Annotated in this window: 15 protein-coding genes; 7 read left to right on the top strand and 8 right to left on the bottom strand. The window is 58.4% G+C overall.

Annotation, left to right across the window (positions count from 1 at the left end; translation table 11 throughout):
• Positions 1–38: 38 nt before the first annotated feature.
• Together fadD1 and V7756_RS12000 are read right to left on the bottom strand one after the other, a co-directional pair.
• Positions 39–1724 (bottom strand): long-chain-fatty-acid--CoA ligase FadD1, encoded by a 1686-nt coding sequence (gene fadD1, locus V7756_RS11995; protein ID WP_335610415.1) that lies wholly within the window; start codon positions 1722–1724, stop codon positions 39–41.
• Between the two features lie 246 nt (positions 1725–1970).
• The gene (locus V7756_RS12000) at positions 1971–3665 is read right to left on the bottom strand and encodes a long-chain-fatty-acid--CoA ligase (protein ID WP_335610416.1); all 1695 of its coding nucleotides are present in this window, start codon (positions 3663–3665) and stop codon (positions 1971–1973) included.
• A gap of 236 nt (positions 3666–3901) precedes the next feature.
• Here V7756_RS12000 and V7756_RS12005 point away from each other — a divergent pair, with 236 nt between their 5' ends.
• Both V7756_RS12005 and V7756_RS12010 read left to right on the top strand, forming a co-directional pair.
• Positions 3902–4873: an alpha/beta hydrolase gene (locus tag V7756_RS12005; RefSeq protein ID WP_335610417.1), complete on the top strand. Its 972-nt coding sequence runs from the start codon at positions 3902–3904 to the stop codon at positions 4871–4873.
• Positions 4860–5327, top strand: coding sequence for a MaoC/PaaZ C-terminal domain-containing protein (locus tag V7756_RS12010; protein WP_335610418.1), 468 nt, complete (start codon positions 4860–4862; stop codon positions 5325–5327). The genes V7756_RS12005 and V7756_RS12010 overlap by 14 nt, the downstream gene beginning before the upstream one ends.
• A gap of 159 nt (positions 5328–5486) precedes the next feature.
• On the opposite strand, the gene V7756_RS12015 is transcribed toward V7756_RS12010, so the two are convergent.
• From V7756_RS12015 to V7756_RS12025, 3 genes are all read right to left on the bottom strand, one after another.
• On the bottom strand, positions 5487–6665 hold the full coding sequence (locus V7756_RS12015) for a vWA domain-containing protein (RefSeq protein ID WP_335610419.1): 1179 nt from the start codon (positions 6663–6665) through the stop codon (positions 5487–5489).
• Between the two features lie 138 nt (positions 6666–6803).
• Entirely contained in the window at positions 6804–7649 is an 846-nt protein-coding gene (locus tag V7756_RS12020) for an AAA family ATPase (protein ID WP_335610420.1), read from the bottom strand.
• A 152-nt stretch (positions 7650–7801) separates the two neighbouring features.
• The gene (locus V7756_RS12025; RefSeq protein ID WP_335610421.1) at positions 7802–8872 is read right to left on the bottom strand and encodes a DUF748 domain-containing protein; all 1071 of its coding nucleotides are present in this window, start codon (positions 8870–8872) and stop codon (positions 7802–7804) included.
• 156 nt (positions 8873–9028) lie between these two features.
• Here V7756_RS12025 and cysK point away from each other — a divergent pair, with 156 nt between their 5' ends.
• The 4 genes from cysK (at position 9029) to V7756_RS12045 (ending at position 13177) form a co-directional block, all read left to right on the top strand.
• On the top strand, positions 9029–10003 hold the full coding sequence (cysK, locus tag V7756_RS12030) for a cysteine synthase A (protein WP_335610422.1): 975 nt from the start codon (positions 9029–9031) through the stop codon (positions 10001–10003).
• 112 nt (positions 10004–10115) lie between these two features.
• Positions 10116–11831 carry a bifunctional isocitrate dehydrogenase kinase/phosphatase gene (aceK, locus tag V7756_RS12035; protein ID WP_335610423.1) on the top strand — a complete coding sequence of 572 codons (1716 nt, stop codon included), beginning with the start codon at positions 10116–10118 and terminating at the stop codon, positions 11829–11831.
• A 283-nt stretch (positions 11832–12114) separates the two neighbouring features.
• Positions 12115–12321 carry a cold-shock protein gene (locus tag V7756_RS12040; protein WP_036989629.1) on the top strand — a complete coding sequence of 69 codons (207 nt, stop codon included), beginning with the start codon at positions 12115–12117 and terminating at the stop codon, positions 12319–12321.
• Positions 12322–12604: 283 nt separating this feature from the next.
• On the top strand, positions 12605–13177 hold the full coding sequence (locus tag V7756_RS12045) for a TetR/AcrR family transcriptional regulator (RefSeq protein ID WP_335610424.1): 573 nt from the start codon (positions 12605–12607) through the stop codon (positions 13175–13177).
• Positions 13178–13195: 18 nt separating this feature from the next.
• Here V7756_RS12045 and V7756_RS12050 read toward each other — a convergent pair whose 3' ends face one another.
• Positions 13196–13567, bottom strand: coding sequence for a hypothetical protein (locus tag V7756_RS12050; protein ID WP_335610425.1), 372 nt, complete (start codon positions 13565–13567; stop codon positions 13196–13198).
• A 54-nt stretch (positions 13568–13621) separates the two neighbouring features.
• Here V7756_RS12050 and V7756_RS12055 point away from each other — a divergent pair, with 54 nt between their 5' ends.
• Positions 13622–15649, top strand: a complete 2028-nt coding sequence (locus tag V7756_RS12055) for a S9 family peptidase (RefSeq protein WP_335610426.1) — start codon at positions 13622–13624, stop codon at positions 15647–15649.
• 77 nt (positions 15650–15726) lie between these two features.
• Here the strand turns inward: V7756_RS12055 and putP are convergent, their stop codons facing one another.
• Together putP and putA are read right to left on the bottom strand one after the other, a co-directional pair.
• Entirely contained in the window at positions 15727–17202 is a 1476-nt protein-coding gene (gene putP, locus V7756_RS12060; protein ID WP_335610427.1) for a sodium/proline symporter PutP, read from the bottom strand.
• A gap of 94 nt (positions 17203–17296) precedes the next feature.
• A complete protein-coding gene (putA, locus tag V7756_RS12065) occupies positions 17297–20452 on the bottom strand; it encodes a bifunctional proline dehydrogenase/L-glutamate gamma-semialdehyde dehydrogenase PutA (RefSeq protein ID WP_335610428.1) in 3156 nt (1051 codons plus the stop codon).
• Positions 20453–20746 lie beyond the last annotated feature (294 nt).

Consider the following 20746-nt stretch of genomic DNA (forward strand, 5'->3'; position numbering starts at 1 on the left):
CTTTATTGTCGCAAAAATGCGCGCGTGATTGCAGGCGATTAACCGGCCAGCTTCTTCAGCTCCTCATCACGCAGTTCGCGACGCAGTATCTTGCCCACGTTGGTGGTCGGCAGGCTGTCGCGGAACTCGACAAACTTGGGTACCTTGTAGGCAGTCAGATTACTGCGCATGTGTTCCTTGACCTGGGCTTCGGTCAGGCTGGCATCGGGACTCTTGACCAGGAAGACCTTGATCGCCTCACCGGATTTTTCATCCGGCACGCCAATGGCAGCGCACTGCGCCACACCCGGAATGGCTGCCATGACGTCTTCCAGCTCGTTGGGGTAGACGTTGAAGCCGGAGACCAGAATCATGTCTTTCTTGCGGTCAACAATGCGCAGATAACCGTCTTCCTGGATGATGGCGATATCACCGGTTTTCAACCAGCCTTCGGCATCTAGAATCTCGTCGGTCGCTTCCTTGCGCTGCCAGTAGCCCTTCATTACCTGCGGGCCCTTGACGCACAACTCGCCACGCTCGCCCAGCGGCAGCTCGTTACCTTCTTCGTCGATCACCTTGCACAGGGTCGAGGGGACGGGGATGCCGATGGTGCCCAGGCGGATGTCGCTGATCGGATTGACGGTGGCAACCGGGCTGGTTTCGGTCATGCCAAAACCTTCACACACAGGGCTGCCGGTGACTTCCTTCCAGCGCTCGGCGGTAGCCAGTTGCAGCGCCATGCCGCCGGACAGCGTCACCTTGAAACCGGTGAAATCCAGGGCGCGGAAGGCCGCGTTGTTGCACAGCCCGGCAAACAGCGTATTGAGGCCGACAAAGCCGGTGAAACGATGTTGTGACAACTCTTTGACGAAGGCATTGAGGTCACGCGGGTTGGTGATCAGGATATTGTGGTTACCGCTGAGCATCATCGCCATGCAGTGAAAGGTGAAGGCGTAGATGTGATACAGCGGCAACGGACAGATGATGATTTCTTCGCCATCCACCATGTTGGAGCCCATCAATGCCTTGGCCTGCAGCATGTTGGCGACCAGATTGCGGTGCGTCAGAATCGCGCCCTTGGCGACGCCGGTGGTGCCACCGGTATATTGCAGCACAGCCAGGTCTTCAGCGTTCGGATTGGCTTCGGTGAAGCTCAGCTTGCTGCCTTTGGCCATGGCGTCGTTGAACTTGACCATGCCGGGGATCGAATAGCTTGGCACCATCTTCTTGACGTACTTGATCACAGCGTTGACCAGCAGCCGCTTGAGCGGCGGCAGCATGTCGCCCACTTCGGTGACAATAACCTGCTTTACGCCGGTTTTGGGTACCACCTGCTCCGCCAGGTGCGCCATATTGGCCAGGCAGACCAGCGCCTTGGCGCCGGAATCGTTGAATTGATGTTCCATTTCCCGTTGGGTATAGAGCGGGTTGGTGTTAACCACCACATAACCGGCACGCATGGCACCAAAAACGACAATGGGATATTGCAACACATTGGGCATCTGTACTGCGATGCGATCACCCGGTTGCAGACCGCTGTGCTTCTGCAAGTAAGCGGCAAAGTGACCCGAGAGCGTATATAGCTCACCGTAAGTAAGGGTTTTGCCGAGATTGGTAAAGGCGGGCTTGTCTGCGAAGCGTTGGCAGGACTCTTGGAGTACGGCCAGAATATTGGGGTATTGATCGGGATTGATTTCTGAGGAAACGCCCGCTGGATATTTATCTTTCCAGAAATTTTCAAGCATGGAAGCCCGCTCCTGAACGCAATCGGCTTTTGGATGCCGTGATGTCTTATGGTTTTAGCGTGCCGATGCACGCATTTCGCCGCAGATTTAGAATATATCGTTAGTTCTACGTGCGAAGAGCCGGAAGACTAGCAGCTTTTCAGGAGGCAGACCAGCATCCCCGAAACCAGCGCCAACGAGGCGTTGGCGCTGGTTTCGGGTAGCGCGAGCCTGACCAATCAGTCAGGCCGAGTGCACAATGTGATCTTATTTCTGATCGTCGTCACGCAGTTCGCGGCGAAGAATCTTGCCGACGGCCGACATTGGCAGCGACTCCCTGATTTCGTAGTACTTGGGTACCTTGTAGCCAGTGAAGTTGGCACGGCAATAGGTCTTGAGCTCGTCGATATTCAGATCAGCCGAGTTAGGCACCACAAAGAGTTTGACTGCCTCGCCGGACTTTTCGTCCGGTACGCCGATAGCCGCAGCATTGGCAACTTTGGGGTGCGCAGCAACCACATCCTCAATCTCGTTGGGATAGACGTTGAATCCCGAGACGATGATCAGGTCCTTGATGCGATCGACAATAGAGACAAAGCCCTCAGCATCTATCACTGCCACATCGCCAGTACGGAACCAGCCGTCAGCGTCCAGCACCTCATCGGTCGCCTCGGGGCGATTCCAGTAGCCCTTCATGACCTGTGGGCCTTTCACGCATAGCTCGCCGCGCTCGCCGATACCCAGCTCCTTACCCTCTTCATCTATGACCTTGAGCGCGGTGCCTACGGCTGCCAGCCCCACGGTGCCGATACGCGCCAGACCATCGCCGGGGCTGGCGGTCACTACCGGCGAGCACTCGGTCAGCCCGTAACCTTCACCGATCTTGCAACCGGTCTTCTTTTCCCAACGCTCGGCAGTGGCCTTGACCAGCGCCGTGCCGCCGGAGCCGGTGCTCTTCAGATGGCTGAAGTCGATATTGGCAAACTCCGGATGATCCATCAGTGCGACGAAGAGCGTGTTGAGCCCGACTACCGAGGAAAAAGGCCACTTCTTGAGTTCGGCCACAAAGCCTGGGATATCCCGCGGGTTGGTAATGAGTACGTTGTGGTGCCCCGCCATCATCATGCACATGCAATTCACCGTGAAGGCGAAGATGTGGTACAGCGGCAATGGTGCGATGACCACTTCACCGCTGTCCTTGGTTATCTTCTGGCCGTTTTTATCGAGCTGCTGCATGTTGGCGTAGACCTGCAGCATGTTCGCCACCAGGTTACCGTGTGTCAGCATCGCGCCCTTGGCCACGCCCGTGGTACCGCCGGTGTACTGCAGCACCGCCACGTCATCCAGGGTCTTGCTGACTGCGGCAGGGCGCTGGCCCTCGCTGCGTTGCAGCGCCTTCTTGAAGGAGATGGCCTGCGGCAACCGGTAGTCCGGAACCATCTTCTTGACGTACTTAACCGCTGCGTTGGTGATCACTCCCTTGAGACCCGGCAGCATGTCGCCGATGCGCGCCTCAAAAAGGTATTCGATCTCGGTGTCGGGCAATACTTCCTGTACCAAGTGGCCAAACACGTTCATGAAAATCAGCGCCCGCGCGCCAGAGTCCTTGAACTGGTGGCGCATCTCGCGGGCGGTATACAGCGGGTTGGTATTAACCACAATCAACCCGGCGCGAATGGCGCCGAACACGGCAATCGGGAATTGCAGGACATTGGGCATCTGCACGGCGATGCGGTCGCCGGGCTGCAGGTTGGTGTGCTGCTGCAGGTAGCTGGCAAAGGCAGCGGAATAGCGGTCCAGATCAGCGTAACTCAGGGTCACGCCCATATTGCTGAACGCCGGACGGTCAGCGTGCTTGGCACACGCCTGTTCGAATACATCAATAATCGAGGAGTACTGTGTGGGATCGATGGTGGTCGGTACGCCCGGCGGCCGTTTGTCGTCCCAAAATGATGCTTCCATTATTTTTATCCTCTTTCCCGTTGTTGCATTTGTTATGAGCTGGACTGCTGGCATACCCTGCCGGAGACGCCTTGATCATGCCGGCGCGCAAAGATTCCAAAACTAACAGCTGCCTCGAGAAATACAAACCGCAGATGTGTTTCATTTGGTTTGTGAATACCCGGCATCGCTCGCGCTATGGCTGCACTGGTATTAACCTGCACGCACTTACAACAATAAACAGGATATCAGCCGGCATGAACTCCGCCACTCGCCCCTCCTCCAGCTCGCAAGGCCGCGATGATACCGGCTCAACTTCCAAGCTTGGCAATCTGCGCCAATGGCAACCCGCATGCCCGGTCCGCGCCAGTCTGCTGGTTTGCCACGGCATGGCCGAGCACGGTGCGCGTTATGCCCGCCTGGCCACGGCGCTCAACACCCAGGGTATCGCGGTTTATGCCCCCGACCTGCGCGGTCACGGCCCGAATGCACAGCACCAGCTTGGCCAGCTGCCGGGGGGCTGGGCGGCACTGGAAGAGGATCTGGCGAGTTGGTTGCGCGCATTGCGCGAATATAAACCAGACCTACCCGTCATTCTTCTGGGTCACAGCATGGGTTCCTATCTGGCGCAAGGGCTCGTACTGCAACACCCCGCACTGGTGGATGCCCTGATTCTCAGTGGCAGCAATGCGCATCCGCCCGCGCTGAGCAGAATTGGCTGCCTCGCTGCTGCCATTGAAGGCTGCCTGCGCGCTGAAAGCGCGCCGGCACAGACGCTGGGCAAGCTTAGTTTTGGCCAGTTCAACAAGGCCTTTGCGCCGAACCGCACCGAGTTCGATTGGCTCACCCGCGATCCGGCCGAGGTGGACGCTTATATTCGCGACCCGCTCTGTGGTTTCACGCTCACGGCCAACTATTGGCGCGGGCTCTTCACTACCTTGCTGCGCATCGCTGAGCCAAAGCAATTGGCAAGGATCAGCCCCGAGCTGCCAACGCTTATCCTTGGCGGCGCGCAGGACCCAGTCAGTGCGGGCAAGGGATTGCCCAAACTGCATGCGCGCTTGCAGCAGGCAGGGCTCAAACGGTTAGAATTGCGCGTCTATCCAGAGGCGCGCCACGAAGTGTTCAACGAGATCAACCGGGAGCAGATCACCCGCGAGACGCTGGACTGGATACTGGCCACTCTTTCACTCGACAGCATAGGGAATCCGGCTGATGAAAATGCTTGAAAACCGCACCTACGACGAACTCACCATAGGTGACAGTGTTCGTGTTGATCACCTGGTCACCGAGCGCGATTTGATTCTGTTTGCCGAGGTATCCGGCGACGTGAATCCGGTGCATCTCGACGAAACCTTCGCCGCCAACACGCCGTTCAAGGGCCGCATTGCCCACGGCATGTTTTCCGGCGCACTGATCTCCGCCACCATCGCCTGCGAACTGCCGGGGCCAGGCACCATTTATATCGGACAGGAAATGAGCTTTCTCCGGCCGGTACGCCTGGACGACACCGTCAGCATCGAGCTGGAAGTGCTGGAGAAGCTGCCGAAGAACCGGGTAAAAATCGCCACCCGCGTGTTCAACCAGGACGGCAAGCAGGTAGTAGATGGCGTCGCCACGGTAATGGCGCCCACCGAAAAGACCGCCATTCCCAAACCCGCGCTGCCGCCGATCAGTTTTTAAGCGGCAAGCGGCAAGCGGCAAGCGGCAAGCGGCAAGCAAGAAGCGTGATAACTCAGCGTTTTGCCGTCAACACATAAATCGCAAAAGCCAGTCTTGCTTTTGCTTGTAGCTTGTAGCTTGTAGCTTGTAGCTTGTAGCTTGCGGCAACCGCCGCGCAGGCTATTTACTCAGGTAGCGCATCCCCTCCTCCAACCCTTCCAGAGTGAGCGGATACATCCGGTCTTCGATCAGGTCGCGCACTATGCGGGTGGAGGTGGTGTAATCCCAGGCATCCTTGGGATAGGGGTTGATCCAGATGAGCTTCTTGTATTTATCCAGAAAGCGCTGGATCCACACGTGGCCTGCCTCTTCGTTCCAGTGCTCCACGCTGCCGCCGGGCTGAGTAATTTCGTACGGTGCCATGGCCGCGTCGCCGACAAAAATCACTTTGTAATCCGGGCCATATTTGTGCAGCAGGTCGAGCGTGGAAGTGCGTTCGCTGGTGCGACGCATATTGTTCTTCCATACCGACTCGTACACACAGTTGTGAAAATAGTAGTACTCAAGGTGCTTGAACTCGGTGCGGCAGGCGGAAAACAGCTCTTCGCAGACCTTGATATGCGCATCCATCGAGCCGCCGATATCAAAGAGCAGCAGTAGCTTTACCGCATTGCGTCGCTCGGGACGCATCTGGATATTCAGCAATCCAGCATCCTTGGCGGTGTGATCAATGGTGCCATCGATATCCAGCTCGTCTGCTGCGCCCTGACGCGCGAACTTGCGCAAACGGCGCAACGCCACCTTGATGTTGCGCGTACCCAGCTCTACCTGGTCATCCAGATTCTTGTACTCGCGCTGATCCCACACCTTGGCCGCCCTGCCCTGGCGCTTGCCGGCATCGCCGACGCGAATGCCTTCAGGGTTGTAACCACCGGAACCGAACGGACTGGTACCACCGGTGCCAACCCATTTGTTGCCACCTTCGTGGCGCTCCTTCTGCTCTTCCAGACGCTTCTTGAACTCTTCGATCAGCTTGTCGAGGCCGCCCAGCGACTGGATCTTGGCTTTTTCTTCATCGCTCAGCATGCGCTCGAACTCCTTGCGCAGCCAGTCGTCGGGGATCATCGCCTCGATCAGTTGATCGAGGTTCTCCAACCCCTTGAAGTAGGCGCCAAAGGCGCGGTCGAACTTGTCGAAATGACGCTCGTCCTTGACCATGACAGTGCGCGACAAGTAGTAGAACTCGTCCATGTCGGCGAACACCACATGGTGCTTCAGCGCATTGATCAGATCGAGCAGCTCACGTACCGAAACCGGTACCTTGGCTGCACGCATTTCATTGAACAGGCCCAATAGCATGGGCACCTCCCAATCGGGGAAAGACGGCTAGGGCGTTACTACGCCAGCCTGGTTGTCGCGTTTGAGCCCACGCGTCAGGGCAACGCCCGGCGCGAGGGTTCTGCGAATGCACGGCGGGCGTTGGCCGACCGACTTTCCTTAGCGGTTTTGACGACGGGTCATGAAGGCCAGACGCTCAAGCAACTGGACATCCTGCTCGTTTTTCACCAGCGCACCGTAGAGCGGTGGGATCGCCTTCGTCGGATCGCGGTCGCGTAGCACAGCCTCGGGGATCTGGTCAGCCATCAGCAGCTTGAGCCAGTCAACCAGCTCGGAGGTAGAGGGCTTTTTCTTCAGCCCCGGCACCTTGCGCACATCGAAGAAGATATCCATGGCTTCAGACAGCAGATGCGTTTCGATCTTGGGGAAATGCACATCCACAATCTTCTTCATGGTCTCGCGGTCGGGGAAGGCGATGTAATGGAAGAAGCAGCGACGCAGGAAGGCGTCTGGCAGCTCTTTCTCGTTATTGGAGGTAATTATGATGATCGGGCGCTGTTTGGCCTTGATCGTCTCATTGGTCTCGTAAACGTAGAACTCCATCTTGTCGAGTTCTTGCAGCAGATCGTTGGGAAACTCGATATCGGCCTTGTCGATCTCGTCGATCAGCAAAATGGCACGCTCTTCCGACTCGAACGCCTCCCAGAGCTTGCCCTTCTTGATGTAGTTGGCGACGTCATGCACCTTGTCGACACCCAGCTGCGAATCGCGCAGGCGGCTGACGGCATCGTACTCGTACAGGCCCTGATGCGCCTTGGTGGTCGATTTGATATGCCAGGTAATGAGTTTGGCGCCCATGGACTCGGCCAGTTGCTCGGCAAGCATGGTTTTGCCCGTACCGGGTTCACCCTTGATCAGCAGTGGACGTTCCAGGGTAATGGCGGCATTGACCGCCAGTTTCAGGTCGTCGGTAGCGACGTAGGACTGGGTACCTTCAAACTTCATTGGATATTCCTTGGGCCGAAGCCCGGTTAGACCAGGCATTACGCGATAAATGGGTAGTTGGAAACTATAGCGCGCAGGCAATTGAGCTGTAAACGAAGGGCGACTATTCAAAGTCTGAATGATACGGCGTCATTACTATTGACGAGATAGGCTCAGCGTTCGTCCTGCACCTGCTCGAAGCGGGTAGTAAAGGCCTCGATAAAGGCATTTCTCAGTATGCCAAAGAAAGCCTGGAGTGGGCTCACATCGGTATCATTGACGCTGCCGGACAAATCCACCCGGGTGGCGAACTGATCTAGCTTCTGATTCTGCAATACCTGTTGACCGCCGCCTACGACGGCCTCCCAGATGCCGCGAAAGAAGCCTTTATCCTCGTTCTGAATATCCTGTTCGATATCAAAGATGTCAGCGTTGCGCAGCAGCGGCTTGACGTACCCAGTGATCTGCCCCTCGCGCACCTCTGCTTCGATTACCAGGTCGCCGGTGCCGCTTTTGAAATCGAAGTTGCCGTAGGCCGCAGAAAACTCATTCAGGCGCGGCAGTTCGAGATCAGTCATGCGCAAGCGGAAATCGAGGTTTTCCATGCGTACCAATGGGTCAAAGCTGGCGGAGGCTTCTATCGGCGCCTGCCCGAGAAAGAGTCCGTTGCCCTGCGCAGTGGCGTCACGCGCGCCTTCCTGCTGCTTGGCGTTGGTCAGGTTGAGGATGGTCAGATCCAGTTCATTGACATAGATATTGACCGGCGGCTCACTGTTGAAGTTGCGAAACGCAACCACGCCCTGTCGAATATCCACCCGGTCCAGACGGACCGGCAATATGGACTCCAGACGCTCGCGCCAATCCACACCCGTGCCCGCCTGTTTCTGCTCATCGCTATTGCCATCGACAAAATTGAGCTCGGGTTCGAGAACATCCATCTCCGCCACCAACACGCCGTTACTCCAGAAGGGACGCAGGCGTATCTTCACATCGGTACGTGGCATTTTGAGGAAGGGAACCTGGGTATTGCCGTCGATCTTGACAATGTTCAGCCCATCCATCCGGTAGGCGCCCCGCCAAAGAACGATATCCACATCCTCCACATGGCCGCGGTATTCACCCATGTCGGCCATTTTCTTGTTGAGCATGTCTTTCACCACAATGGGCAATAGCAGATGCACAGCGAGCAGTAGCACTGCCAGCAGCGCGATGAACATGAGGAGGTAGCGGCTTGTCCGATTCATAGCTGGTTGACCACCAGCCCCACCCGCAGTTCAACCCGATTGACGGATATCCTTCCCGGGCATAGGCTGAATGCCCTGTTCCCAGCCGTCATGCGGACTCCTACCGCGATATCCAACGGCGCCTGACTCACACCATCTGACTCAAGGAGTACACCCATGGGCCGCATCTTTGCTGACAACTCACAGGCCATCGGCAACACCCCTCTGGTACGAATCAATCGACTCGGGCCAAAAGGGGTGACCATTCTGGCCAAGATAGAGGGTCGCAACCCCGCCTATTCGGTCAAGTGCCGCATTGGTGCCAGCATGATCTGGGATGCCGAAACCGCTGGACGTCTCAAGTCCGGCATGACCATCGTTGAGCCCACCTCCGGTAACACCGGCATCGGCCTGGCCTTCGTCGCGGCCGCCCGCGGTTACAAGCTGGTATTGACCATGCCCGCCTCCATGAGCCTGGAGCGGCGCAAGGTGCTCAAGGCCCTGGGCGCAGAACTGGTTCTGACCGAGCCAGCCAAGGGCATGAAGGGCGCAATCGAAAAAGCCAGGGAGCTGGCCCAGCAGCACCCCGATGAATACATCCTGCTGCAGCAATTTGAGAACCCGGCCAACCCGGCGATTCACGAGAAAACCACCGGCCCGGAGATATGGATTGACACCGACGGCAGCGTTGACGTGCTGGTGGCCGGCGTCGGTACCGGCGGCACCATCACCGGGGTGTCGCGCTACATCAAGCAGACCTGCGGCAAGCAGATCATTTCGGTCGCCGTCGAACCTACCAGCTCTCCCGTGATCACCCAAACCCTGGCTGGCGAAGAGGTCAAACCCAGTCCGCATAAGATTCAGGGCATTGGCGCGGGCTTCGTACCCGGTAACCTGGACCTGAGCCAGGTCGACCGCGTGGAACAGGTCAGCGACGAGGTGTCCAAGGAGATGGCCCTGCGACTGATGCGCGAAGAGGGCATTCTCTGCGGCATTTCCTGCGGCGCCGCCATGGCTGCGGCCGTACGCATCGCCGAGGAGCCCGAAATGCAGGGCAAGACCATAGTGGTGATTCTGCCGGACTCCGGCGAGCGCTACCTCTCCACCATGCTGTTTGCCGACATGTTCAGCGATCAGGAAAACCTGCAGTAAGCGAGACCTGCAGCCGGCGCCTGTGGCCGGCTGCTTATACACCACAGCGCTTCCGCATCAGCTTCGGACTGGCTATGCTGCGAGGATGATTCCCCGCAACAGGCTGGTCCCGATGCCCCACTCGCCTCAACTTATCGCGCAACAGATACTCGTCGGTTTTGATCGTTACCGTGACCGCTTTCGTGAATTGACCGCCGGCGCGCGCGAGCGCTTCGAACAAGCACGCTGGAATGACATCCAGGAAGCCTCGACACAGCGCATCAATGCCTATGAAGAACAGGTACAACGCACCGCTACCGAGCTGGCAGCGTCCGACGTTGGCCCCACGGTTACCGACGTGAATGCCTGGCCTGCGATCCGCCAGGCCTATATAGAGGCAATCGACTCCCGCTACGATGACGAGCTAGCCGAAACCTGGTTCAACTCGATTTTCACCAGCCTGCACCAGCATGATCAGATCAGCGATGAAACCATGTTTGTGCACAGCACCCGACCGGCCACCCGTCCCCCATCGCGCAATGCGCTGACCCGTGGCTTCATTTCCGACGGCTCGCTGGAGATTCTCGCGCGCCAGGTGCTGCAGGAGTTCAGCTTCGAAACGCCCTGGGAGGATCTGGAGCGTGATGTGCAGATGATCGTTGCCGAGCTGCAACAAGGCCTGCCCGACTGGGCACAGATGGATCGCGGCCTGACCATCGAACTGGTACAGAGCGTGTTCTATCGCAACAAGGGAGCCTACCTGGTCGGCCGCCTGATCAGTCAGCAGGAACAGTGGCCTTTCGTATTGCCGCTGCTGCATCCTGAAGGCAAGGGCATCTGCGTGGATACTTTGATCACCGACGAGTCGGAGGTCTCCATCATCTTCTCCTTCACCCGCTCCTACTTCATGGTCGAGGCAGCGGTGCCCAGCGAAATGGTGGCCTTCCTCAAGCGCCTGTTGCCGGGCAAGCATATCGCCGAACTCTATACCGCCATCGGCTTCTATAAACAGGGCAAATCCGAGTTCTATCGCGCCCTCATCGCCCATCTGGCCAATTCCGAGGATCGCTTCATCATGGCGCCTGGCGTACGCGGCATGGTGATGAGCGTGTTCACCCTGCCCGGCTTCAACACCGTGTTCAAGATCATCAAGGACAAGTTCGCACCCTCGAAGAACATCGACCGCGCCACCGTCATCGAGAAATACCGCCTGGTCAAACGCCACGACCGCGTCGGACGCATGGCCGACACCCAGGAGTTTGCCGACTTCCGCTTTCCGCGCGACCGTTTTGACCCCGAGTGCCTGCGCGAGCTACTGGAGGTTGCCCCCTCGACCGTGGTCGAAGAAGAGGATGTCATCCTGATACGCCACTGCTGGACCGAGCGACGCATGACCCCGCTCAACATCTATCTGGAAACAGCCAGCGAAACCCAGACCGAGGAGGCGCTGTTTGACTACGGCAAGTCGATCAAGGAACTCGCCGCAGCCAATATTTTTCCCGGTGACATGCTGCTGAAGAACTTTGGTGTAACCCGCCACGGCCGCGTGGTCTTCTACGACTACGATGAAATCAGCTATCTGACGGAAGTTAACTTTCGAGTGATTCCAGAGGCGCTATACCCTGAACAGGAGATGTCGTCGGAACCCTGGTACTCGGTCGCGCCAAACGACGTCTTTCCAGAGGAGTTTCCGGTGTTTCTGTTTGCCGACATCAAGCACCGCAAACTGTTTTTCAAGATGCACGGGGAGATTTTCGACGCCAGCTACTGGAAGGGTCTGCAGCAGCAGATAGAGGCCGGACAGGTGATTGATGTGTACCCATATCGACGGACCCAGCCCGCACTATGAAAAGAAGATTTCGAGCCTGCGCAAAAAATCCGACGAAAGGCGTGTTATTTCTGGAAACTGTCGTATACTGAATTTCGTTTATTCGAGCCAGACAGTGGTTGTCAACATAGCTTGACTTGTACTACTGAAAGGCGCAGAGTGAGCGCGTAGGTTTTCAAGAGATAGAGTTGTAGGCTGCAAGCGCACTTTTCAGTACGTAAGTTTGTCATTCTCGTAATCTTTGATTCCCACGCTTTAATTGAGTGCAAGCTCAAGTATTTCAATTTGATAGGAATTATCTGAAATGGCAACTGGTACAGTTAAGTGGTTCAACGACACTAAAGGTTTTGGTTTCATCACTCCGGATGGCGGTGGAGACGACCTGTTCGCCCACTTCTCCGAGATCAAGGTTCAGGGCTTCAAGTCTCTGGCCGAGAACCAGAAGGTGTCTTTCGACATCACTACTGGTCCTAAGGGCAAGCAAGCAGCAAACATTCAGATCATCGGCTAATCCCGATTTCTGAACCAAAAAACCCGGCTTAAGCCGGGTTTTTTGTTGCCTGCATTTCCTTGCCTCCCCTCCCGGCACCCAGAAAAATCGCTCGCCTCAAGACGCCTTACATCGTACCCTATTGCGCATATAGCAGAGGCTACAGTACCTGCGCCAGCGCCCGCCCGGGCGGCGGATCGCAAGCTACTCTTGTCAATATCTCGCCTCTTTTACGCAGCCGACATCAACCTTCCCTGCCGGCAGCCTTGACCAGAAATCACAAGGGGGTTTATCAGTGGACCACATGGGCAGCAGTCAGAACCCGGAAGCAACCAAGGTCACCATCTTTCGTGCCGCTGAAGCCATCGTCAGCGAGCTGGGCGCATCACAACTGACCTTCGCCACGCTGAGTGAGCGCAGCGAAATTGCCGAATCCGAATTGAAAGCGTTGTTTCCCGATCGCGAAGCACTGCTGACCGCCATGATCGAATATCGCCTGGAACGCTTCCGGGTGCGCTGGGGCGCTTACGAAAGCGTGTTGCCTGATGAACCCATGCGCGAGCTCAAGGCACTGCTGCTGAGCAACATGAGCGAATCCAGTGAAGAAAAGAATCTCGACTCGGCGATCTTTGCCGCTGCTGCCAGCGATCCGGCGCTACTGCAAACCAGCGCAGACAACGTGCAGGGCTTGTTCGACATCCTGGAAAAATCGCCGCTGGGTCTGGCCCAGGCAAGCATTCTGTTCTTCTCGGTGAGGGGTTATCGCCTGTTCGAGCAATTGGGCATGTGCCCCATGACGGACGCGCAGCGTACCGAGTTTCAAGAGCAGATCATGCGCCTGGCGCGCATCATGAACGAGCAGCGTAGCGGCGAATAATCGCCGCTGACCTCGTTATCAGGATTCGCTCGCGGCCGGCTCTTCAGGCTTGCGCCAGTACCAGTAAAGCCCGCGCAGACCTGCCAGAAAGAGATAGGCTGCGAAGGCCAGCGTCATCACCAGACTGAGTTCGCCCAGCATGCGTGCCTGGTTTTCGCCGGTATCGAGCACCGTATCCAGCAAAAAGATAAGAAAGGCCGGTGCTTGCCACTGTGAACCGACTTCGGCCTGCGTGGGGGTAAACAGCAAGACCGCCATGATTATCCACAGAGGCTCACGGATGAACCACCACTTGAACAACCCTGCCAATTTCCACCAAACCAGCCAGCAGCCCGTGGCTGCAGCCAGGTAAACCAGCCACACGCTTTGGTATTCTGATTCATTGAACATCGACAGTTATCCACTCGGCTACATTACGCGGCCCATCATAACGGTTTTTATTGCATGCGTCCTGATCACCAACAGCCCGAAGCCTGCCGTCAAGGCGATGAAGATCCCTATAGCTGGCTGGAACAGCGCGAAGCGGCAGAAGTGGTCGCCTACCTGAACGCCGAAAACAGCTACACCGATGCCTGGCTGGCACCCCAGCAGGCGCTGCGTGAGCAGTTGTTCGAGGAGATTCGCGGACGCATTCGCGAAACCGACCTGGGCCTGCCCAGCGCCAAGGGCCAGTGGCTTTATTACCAGCGCACCGAAGCCGGCGCGGAGTACCCGCGCTTTCTGCGCTGCCCGCGGCTCTCCTCCAATAGCCTGGAAATCAATAGTGAGCAGGAGCAACTGCTGCTCGATCTCAATCTGCTGGCGGCCGATCACGATTTTCTGCAGCTCGGCGATTTCAGTATAAGCCCGGACCAACGCTGGCTCGCCTACAGCCTGGATACCCAGGGCGACGAGACCTACAGCCTGTTTCTGCTTTCGCTGGACGAGCAGCAAACGCATGAACTGGCGCTGGAAGATGCCGATGGCAGCCTCTGCTGGGCACTGGATAGCCGCACCCTCTTTGCCGTCAGCATGGACGAGACTTCACGCCCGGCCACTCTCTGGCGGCTGCAACTGGGGGCAGCGCCCGTGCGGGTTTTCCACGAACCGGATCAGCGATTCTATCTGGGCGTCTATCGCAGCAGCTCGGAAAGCTACATCTGTGTAACCAGTACCAGCAAGAACACCAGCGAGGTGCACTACCTGCCCGCTGACGAGCCCACAGCGCTCCTGCGCTGCCTGGCAGAGCGCGAGACGGGCCACGAGTACGATGCCGACCACGGCGCCCATGGCTTCATGATCCGCAGCAACCGCTCGGGGGAAACCTTCGGTCTGTACCGCTGCGACGCCGACCAGCCTGGCCTGTCTGGCTGGGAGCTGATCACCACGCCTGACCCGGCACGCACGCTGGAAGAAATCAGCCTGCAGCGCAGCGGCCTGGTACTGCAGTACCGTAACCAGGCGTTGACCGAACTCGAAGTGCGGCCTGAGGGTCAGGAACCCTACCAGGTCAGCATGCCCGATGCGGTATACAGCCTTAGCGTGCAGGGCGGCGAAGAGTACAGCAGCCCGCAGATCCGTTTGCGTTATGAATCGCTCAACCGTCCGGCCGAGGTACGCGCCCTGACCCTAGCCACGGGTGAGCAGCGCGTACTCAAGCAAACACCGGTGGAAGGCCCCTTCGATGCACAGGATTACCAGGTCGAACGGCTCTGGGCTCTTGCGCCGGACGGCGAACGCATTCCCATCAGCCTGATTGGTCACTGCCAAATCCAGGGCACGGCGCCCGTATATCTCTACGGCTACGGCTCCTACGGCGCGACCATGGACCCCTGGTTCTCGCACGCGCGACTGTCTCTATTGCAACGGGGTTGGCGCTTCGCCATCGCGCATATACGCGGTGGCGCCGACATGGGCGAGCACTGGTATCAACAGGGCAAGCTGGCACACAAGGAAAATACTTTCAGCGATTTCATTGCCTGTGCCGAGCATTTGGTCAGCCAGGGGATAACCACCCCGGCACAGCTGGCGATCGCCGGTGGCAGCGCTGGCGGCCTGTTGATCGGCAACGTTATCAACCAGCGGCCCGAACTCTTTGCCGTCGCTGTGGCCGATGTCCCCTTCGTGGATGTATGGAACACCATGAACAATCCGGACCTGCCACTGACCGTGGGCGAGTACGAAGAATGGGGCGACCCGCGCGAGCCGGAGGTAGCTGCCTTGATCAAGAGCTACGCGCCTTACGAGAATGTTTCCGCGCAGGACTACCCCGCCCTTTGGGTAACTGCCGGCTATCACGATGTGCGCGTCCAGTACTGGGAGGCGGCAAAATGGGTAGCCAAGCTGCGTTATCTGCGTACCAACCAGCAGCCGCTGTTGTTGCGCACCCAGATGAGTGCCGGGCACGGCGGTGCCAGCGGGCGTTACCAGGCGATGCGGGAGATTGCCGAAGAGTACAGCTTTCTGCTAACGGTAATACCGGCCGAGGCGTAATCCTGTAACGACTGCTCTTTGGCCATAAAAAAACCGAACCTCTTGCGAGGTTCGGTTTTTATTTGCGCGCTGTCAGATCAGAAGCGCGAGTTCACATCGTCAAACTGCGCTTCGATGCTGGCCGAAGGCGGCGCGCTCATCAGCGATACCACCACGATAGCAATGGTAGCCAGGATGAAGCCGGGGATGATCTCGTACAGCCCCCATATGCCCAGTTGCTTCCAGACCACAACAGTGACGCCACCAACGATGATCCCGGCGAGTGCGCCGTTGCGGTTCATCCGACGCCAGAACAGCGACAGGATCATGGCCGGGCCAAAGGCCGCACCAAAACCAGCCCAGGCATATGACACCAGGCCCAGCACGGTGCTTTCCGGATTGAAGGCAAACAGCAGCGCCAAGGCCGCAATACCTACCACCGCGAAACGACCCACCCAGACCAGCTCCTGCTGGGTGGCGTCACGGCGGAACAGCGCCTTGTAGAAGTCCTCAGCCAGTGCAGACGAGGACACCAGCAACTGCGAATCGGCAGTCGACATGATGGCAGCCAGAACTGCCGCCAGCAGGATACCGGCAACCAGCGGATGCATCAGGGCTTGCACCAGCGCCAGGAAGACGGTTTCGGCGTCGGCCAGACCTTCTTCGCCAAAGTAGCCTATACCAATCCAGCCGATCAGCAGCGCAGCCAGCAGGCAAACGCCCGACCAGACCACGGCGATGCGACGGGCAGTCGGCATGGCAGCATCGCTCTCAATCGCCTTGAAGCGCGCCAGCACGTGCGGCTGCCCGAAGTAACCGAGACCCCAACCCAGCAGCGATATGATCGCCACGAAGCCAAGAGGCGCCCCTTCCACGTCGGTCCAGATATTCAGCAGTTCGGGATTTCGAGCTTCCATGGCACCGTGCACCGCTTCCCAGCCGCCCATGGTCGTCAGCGCCATGATGGGGATCAGCACCAACGCCGCTGCCATCAGCAGACCCTGGATAACGTCGGTCCAGGACACGGCAAGGAAACCACCAAAGAAGGTATAGGAGATGATCGCCAGGGTACCGATGATAACCGCCAGGCTATAACCGAAGCCGAAAGTGCTTTCAAACAGCTTGCCCGCTGCAACCAGGCCGGAACTGGTGTAGAACAGGAAGAACAGCAGAATGAAGATCGCCGATATGACGCGCAACAAACGGCTGTGATCTTCAAAGCGGTTCTCGAAGTAGGCCGGCAGGGTTAATGAGTCGCTCGCGGTATGCGAATACACACGCAGGCGACGAGCAACAATCAGCCAGTTCAGCCAGGTACCAGCAAGCAGGCCAGCGGCAATCCAGATTGCCTCATAGCCAGCGGTCAGGGCGTAGCCGGGCAAACCCAGCAGCAGCCAGCCGCTCATATCCGAAGCACCTGCGGACAATGCTGCCGTTCCCGGCCCGAGCGAGCGGCCGCCGAGGATGTAGTCCGACAGATTGGTTGTGCGCTTGTAGGCGATGTAGCCCAGGGCGAGCATGACCCCGATATAGACCACGAAAGTGGCCGTCACGATTGCGGTGTTACCGTCCATTATTCTTCTCTCTCTTTTGTTTGCTGAACTTCCCAGCCTTAACTATCCCTGCTGAATAGGCTTCCCTGTTGCTTTAGCACTTTCCGGCGAGCCGTTATGGCTCACCGTCCCCCAACGACAGCAGACTGGCATTGCCACCCACCGCTGTCGTGTTGATGGTCCGCGTGCGCTCGGTGATGAAGCGCAGCAGATAATGTGGGCCGCCGGCCTTGGGCCCGGTGCCCGAGAGGCCCTGACCGCCAAACGGCTGAACACCGACCACAGCGCCGATCTGATTGCGGTTGACGTACACATTGCCAATGCGCACCCGCGCGTCGATATGTTCGGCAGTGTCTTCGTTGCGGCTGTGGATGCCAAGGGTCAAACCGAAGCCGGTGGCATTGATATCGTCGATTATCCTATCCAGATCCTTGTTGCGCCAGGTCACCACGTGCAATACCGGGCCAAACTGCTCCTTCTCCAGCTCGCTGATGCTCTCCAGGCGGAACGCCACCGGCGCGATGAAGTAGCCATCCAGCCCAGCCGGCAGAGGGGTTTCCGCAATCAGGCGACCCGCCGCCTTCATCTTGTCGATATGCTGCTGCAGACCGGCTCGCGCATCGGCATCAATCACCGGACCGACATCCGTTGAGCGGTAACCCGGGTCACCCACATTGAGCTCAGCCATCGCGCCCTTGAGCAGTTCGAGCACGCGCTCGGCGATGTCTTCCTGCACAAAGAGAACCCGTAGCGCCGAGCAACGCTGGCCGGCACTCTGGAAACCCGAATGCACCACATCCTTGATCACCTGCTCGGGCAAGGCGGTGGAATCGACGATCATGGCGTTCTGGCCGCCGGTTTCGGCAATCATCGGCGCGATGGCACCGTCACGCGCGGCCAGGGCGCGATTGATGATATGCGCGGTTTGCGTGGAACCGGTGAAGGCCACGCCGGCGATACGTGGATCGGAGGTCACCACGCTGCCCACCTGGGCGCCATCGCCCGGCAACAGCGCCAGTACCTGCTTGGGCAGGCCGGCCTCGTGCATCAGCTCGATGCAGCGCATGGCAATCAGGCTGGTCTGCTCGGCCGGCTTGGCTACCACGGTATTGCCGCACACCAGGGCCGCAGATACCTGCCCCAGGAAGATGGCCAGCGGGAAGTTCCAGGGGCTGATGCAGGCAAAAACACCGCGCCCCTGCAGATAGATTTCGTTGCTCTCGCCGGTCGGGCCCGGCAAGGTGATGGTGGCAAAACGCTGACGCGCCTGCAGCGCGTAGTAACGGCAGAAATCGACCGCTTCGCGCACCTCGTCAATACCGTCCTGCAGGCTTTTGCCCGCCTCGCGGGTGCACAGCGCCATCAACTCCGGCATGTGCTCTTCCAGCTTGTCTGCGGTGCGCTCTAGTATCGACGCCCGAGCATCAACTGCGGTGGCATTCCAGTTGGTAAAGGCGGCGCTAAGTTGATCGATGGCGCCCCGCGTCTGCTCGGCAGTGGCCCAGACCACTTCCCCTACCTGATGCGACAGCTGGTAAGGGCACATCACCTTGCGCACCTCGCCATTCAGGCGCTGGCCGTCGACCAGCGGCGCAGCATGCCACTGCGCCTGGTCCCACTTTTCCAGCTCAGCTTTCAGCGGCAGCCACTGATCCAGAATATTCATGTTGATGCCGCGCGAGTTGCGACGCTCGCCGCCATAGATGGCTGGCGGCAAGGGGATGCGCGGGTTGGCGAGCGAGGCATGACGCTGCAGGCTGGTAACCGGGTGCTCGATCAAGCCTTCCACCGGCACGCGGGTATCTACCAGCTTGTGCACAAAGGAGGAGTTGGCACCGTTCTCCAGCAGACGCCTCACCAGATAGGGCAACAAGTCCTTATGCGCGCCCACGGGTGCATAGATGCGTACCGGGCAACCCGCCTGCTCGATTACGGTGTCGTACAACGCATCGCCCATGCCGTGCAGCCGCTGAAATTCGAACTGCTCGCCCTGCCCCATGGCCAGAATACAGGTGACGGTGTGCGCGTTGTGGGTAGCAAATTGAGGGTAGATCAGGTCGCGGGTAAGCGGGCTCAAGAGGTAGCGCGCGCACGCCAGATAGGCTACATCCGTGGCCTCCTTGCGAGTGAAGACCGGATAGCCATCGGTGCCGGCCTGCTGACACCATTTGATTTCCGAGTCCCAGTAGGCGCCTTTGACCAGACGCACCGGGATACAGTCGCCCTGCTGTTTGGCCAGTAGCGTCAGCCAGCACAGTACCGGCAGCGCGCGCTTGGAATAGGCCTGCACCACCAGGCCGAAGTTGCCCCAACCCTTTACGTCCGGGTGCTCATAGACCTTCTTGAACAGCTTGAGCGAGAGCTCCAGGCGATCAGCTTCTTCTGCGTCAATGGTGATACCCACATTGCCGGTGCGCGCCTGACGCACCAACTGCAGTACCGTCTCGCTCAGCTCGGTCAGTACCTGCTCTTCGCGCGCGGTCTCGTAATGAGGATGGAGCGCCGACAGCTTGATGGAAATGGTCGGCTTGGGGCTGCTGCCCTGGTACTTGTCATCCACCAGTGCCGCAATGGCGTTACTGTAGTCCTTGAGGTACTTGGCTGCGTCAGGGTGCGTCAGCGCTGCTTCGCCCAGCATGTCGAAGGAGTAGGTGTAGCCGTTGTCACGTTGCGGCTTGCCGTTCTTCAGCGCTTCCTTGATGGTGCGCCCGAGCACGAACTGGCGACCCATGATCTTCATCGCTTGCATCATGGCAGCGCGGATGACCGGCTCGCCGCTGCTCTTGACCAGACGCCCCAATACCGTACCGGGCGTCCCGTCATGGCGCTTGTCGAGGTTGACCACCTTGCCCGTCATCACCAGACCCCAGGCTGCCGCGTTGACCAGGGTGTGCTCGCTCTGGCCTACGTGTTTGTCCCATTGCGCGGCGTTCAATTTGTCGCGAATCAGGGCATCGGCGGTATCGGCGTCGGGCACACGCAGCAAGGCTTCGGCCAGACACATCAGCATAATGCCTTCCTGGGTATCCAGGCTGTACTGCTGCAGCAGGGCGTCGATGCTGTCGATGGCATTGTCGCGCTTGCGTACATCGAGAATCAGTTGGCGGGCCTGCCGGGTAAGGCCGTCGAGGTCGCGCGGGCGCGCAAGCTCAAGCAGCTCCTGTAAATAGGCCGACTCGTCAACCGAATAGTTTTCACTGACCTGCAACAAAAAATCGTCGGGGCTGCTGTGCAAAAATTCGCCCTGCAATACCGCACTCGCTTTAAACATCCTGGCATGCTCCTGGAATCGCCTGCGACTGTCAGCCACGACGGCCACAGATGAATGAGTTCGCCCTTCCCTAACCCTAGACCATGGGCGGCAATTGAACGAATCATCCGTTGTTATTGAAACTGCGAGGTCACGACACAGGCGCACATCAAGGCGCGCAATTGACCATCTAACGACTCTAGAAGCAGGTGCAGGAAAAATATTGCTGGAAGCCACGAAGTTTTTGCAAAAACCTACGGACAATGGCGGGTTCAGGTGTAGATATACAGAACCGGCGCCGGCGAGCGGGTGAAT

The sequence above is a fragment of the Halopseudomonas sp. genome (genome assembly GCF_036961105.1).
Taxonomy (GTDB): domain Bacteria; phylum Pseudomonadota; class Gammaproteobacteria; order Pseudomonadales; family Pseudomonadaceae; genus Halopseudomonas.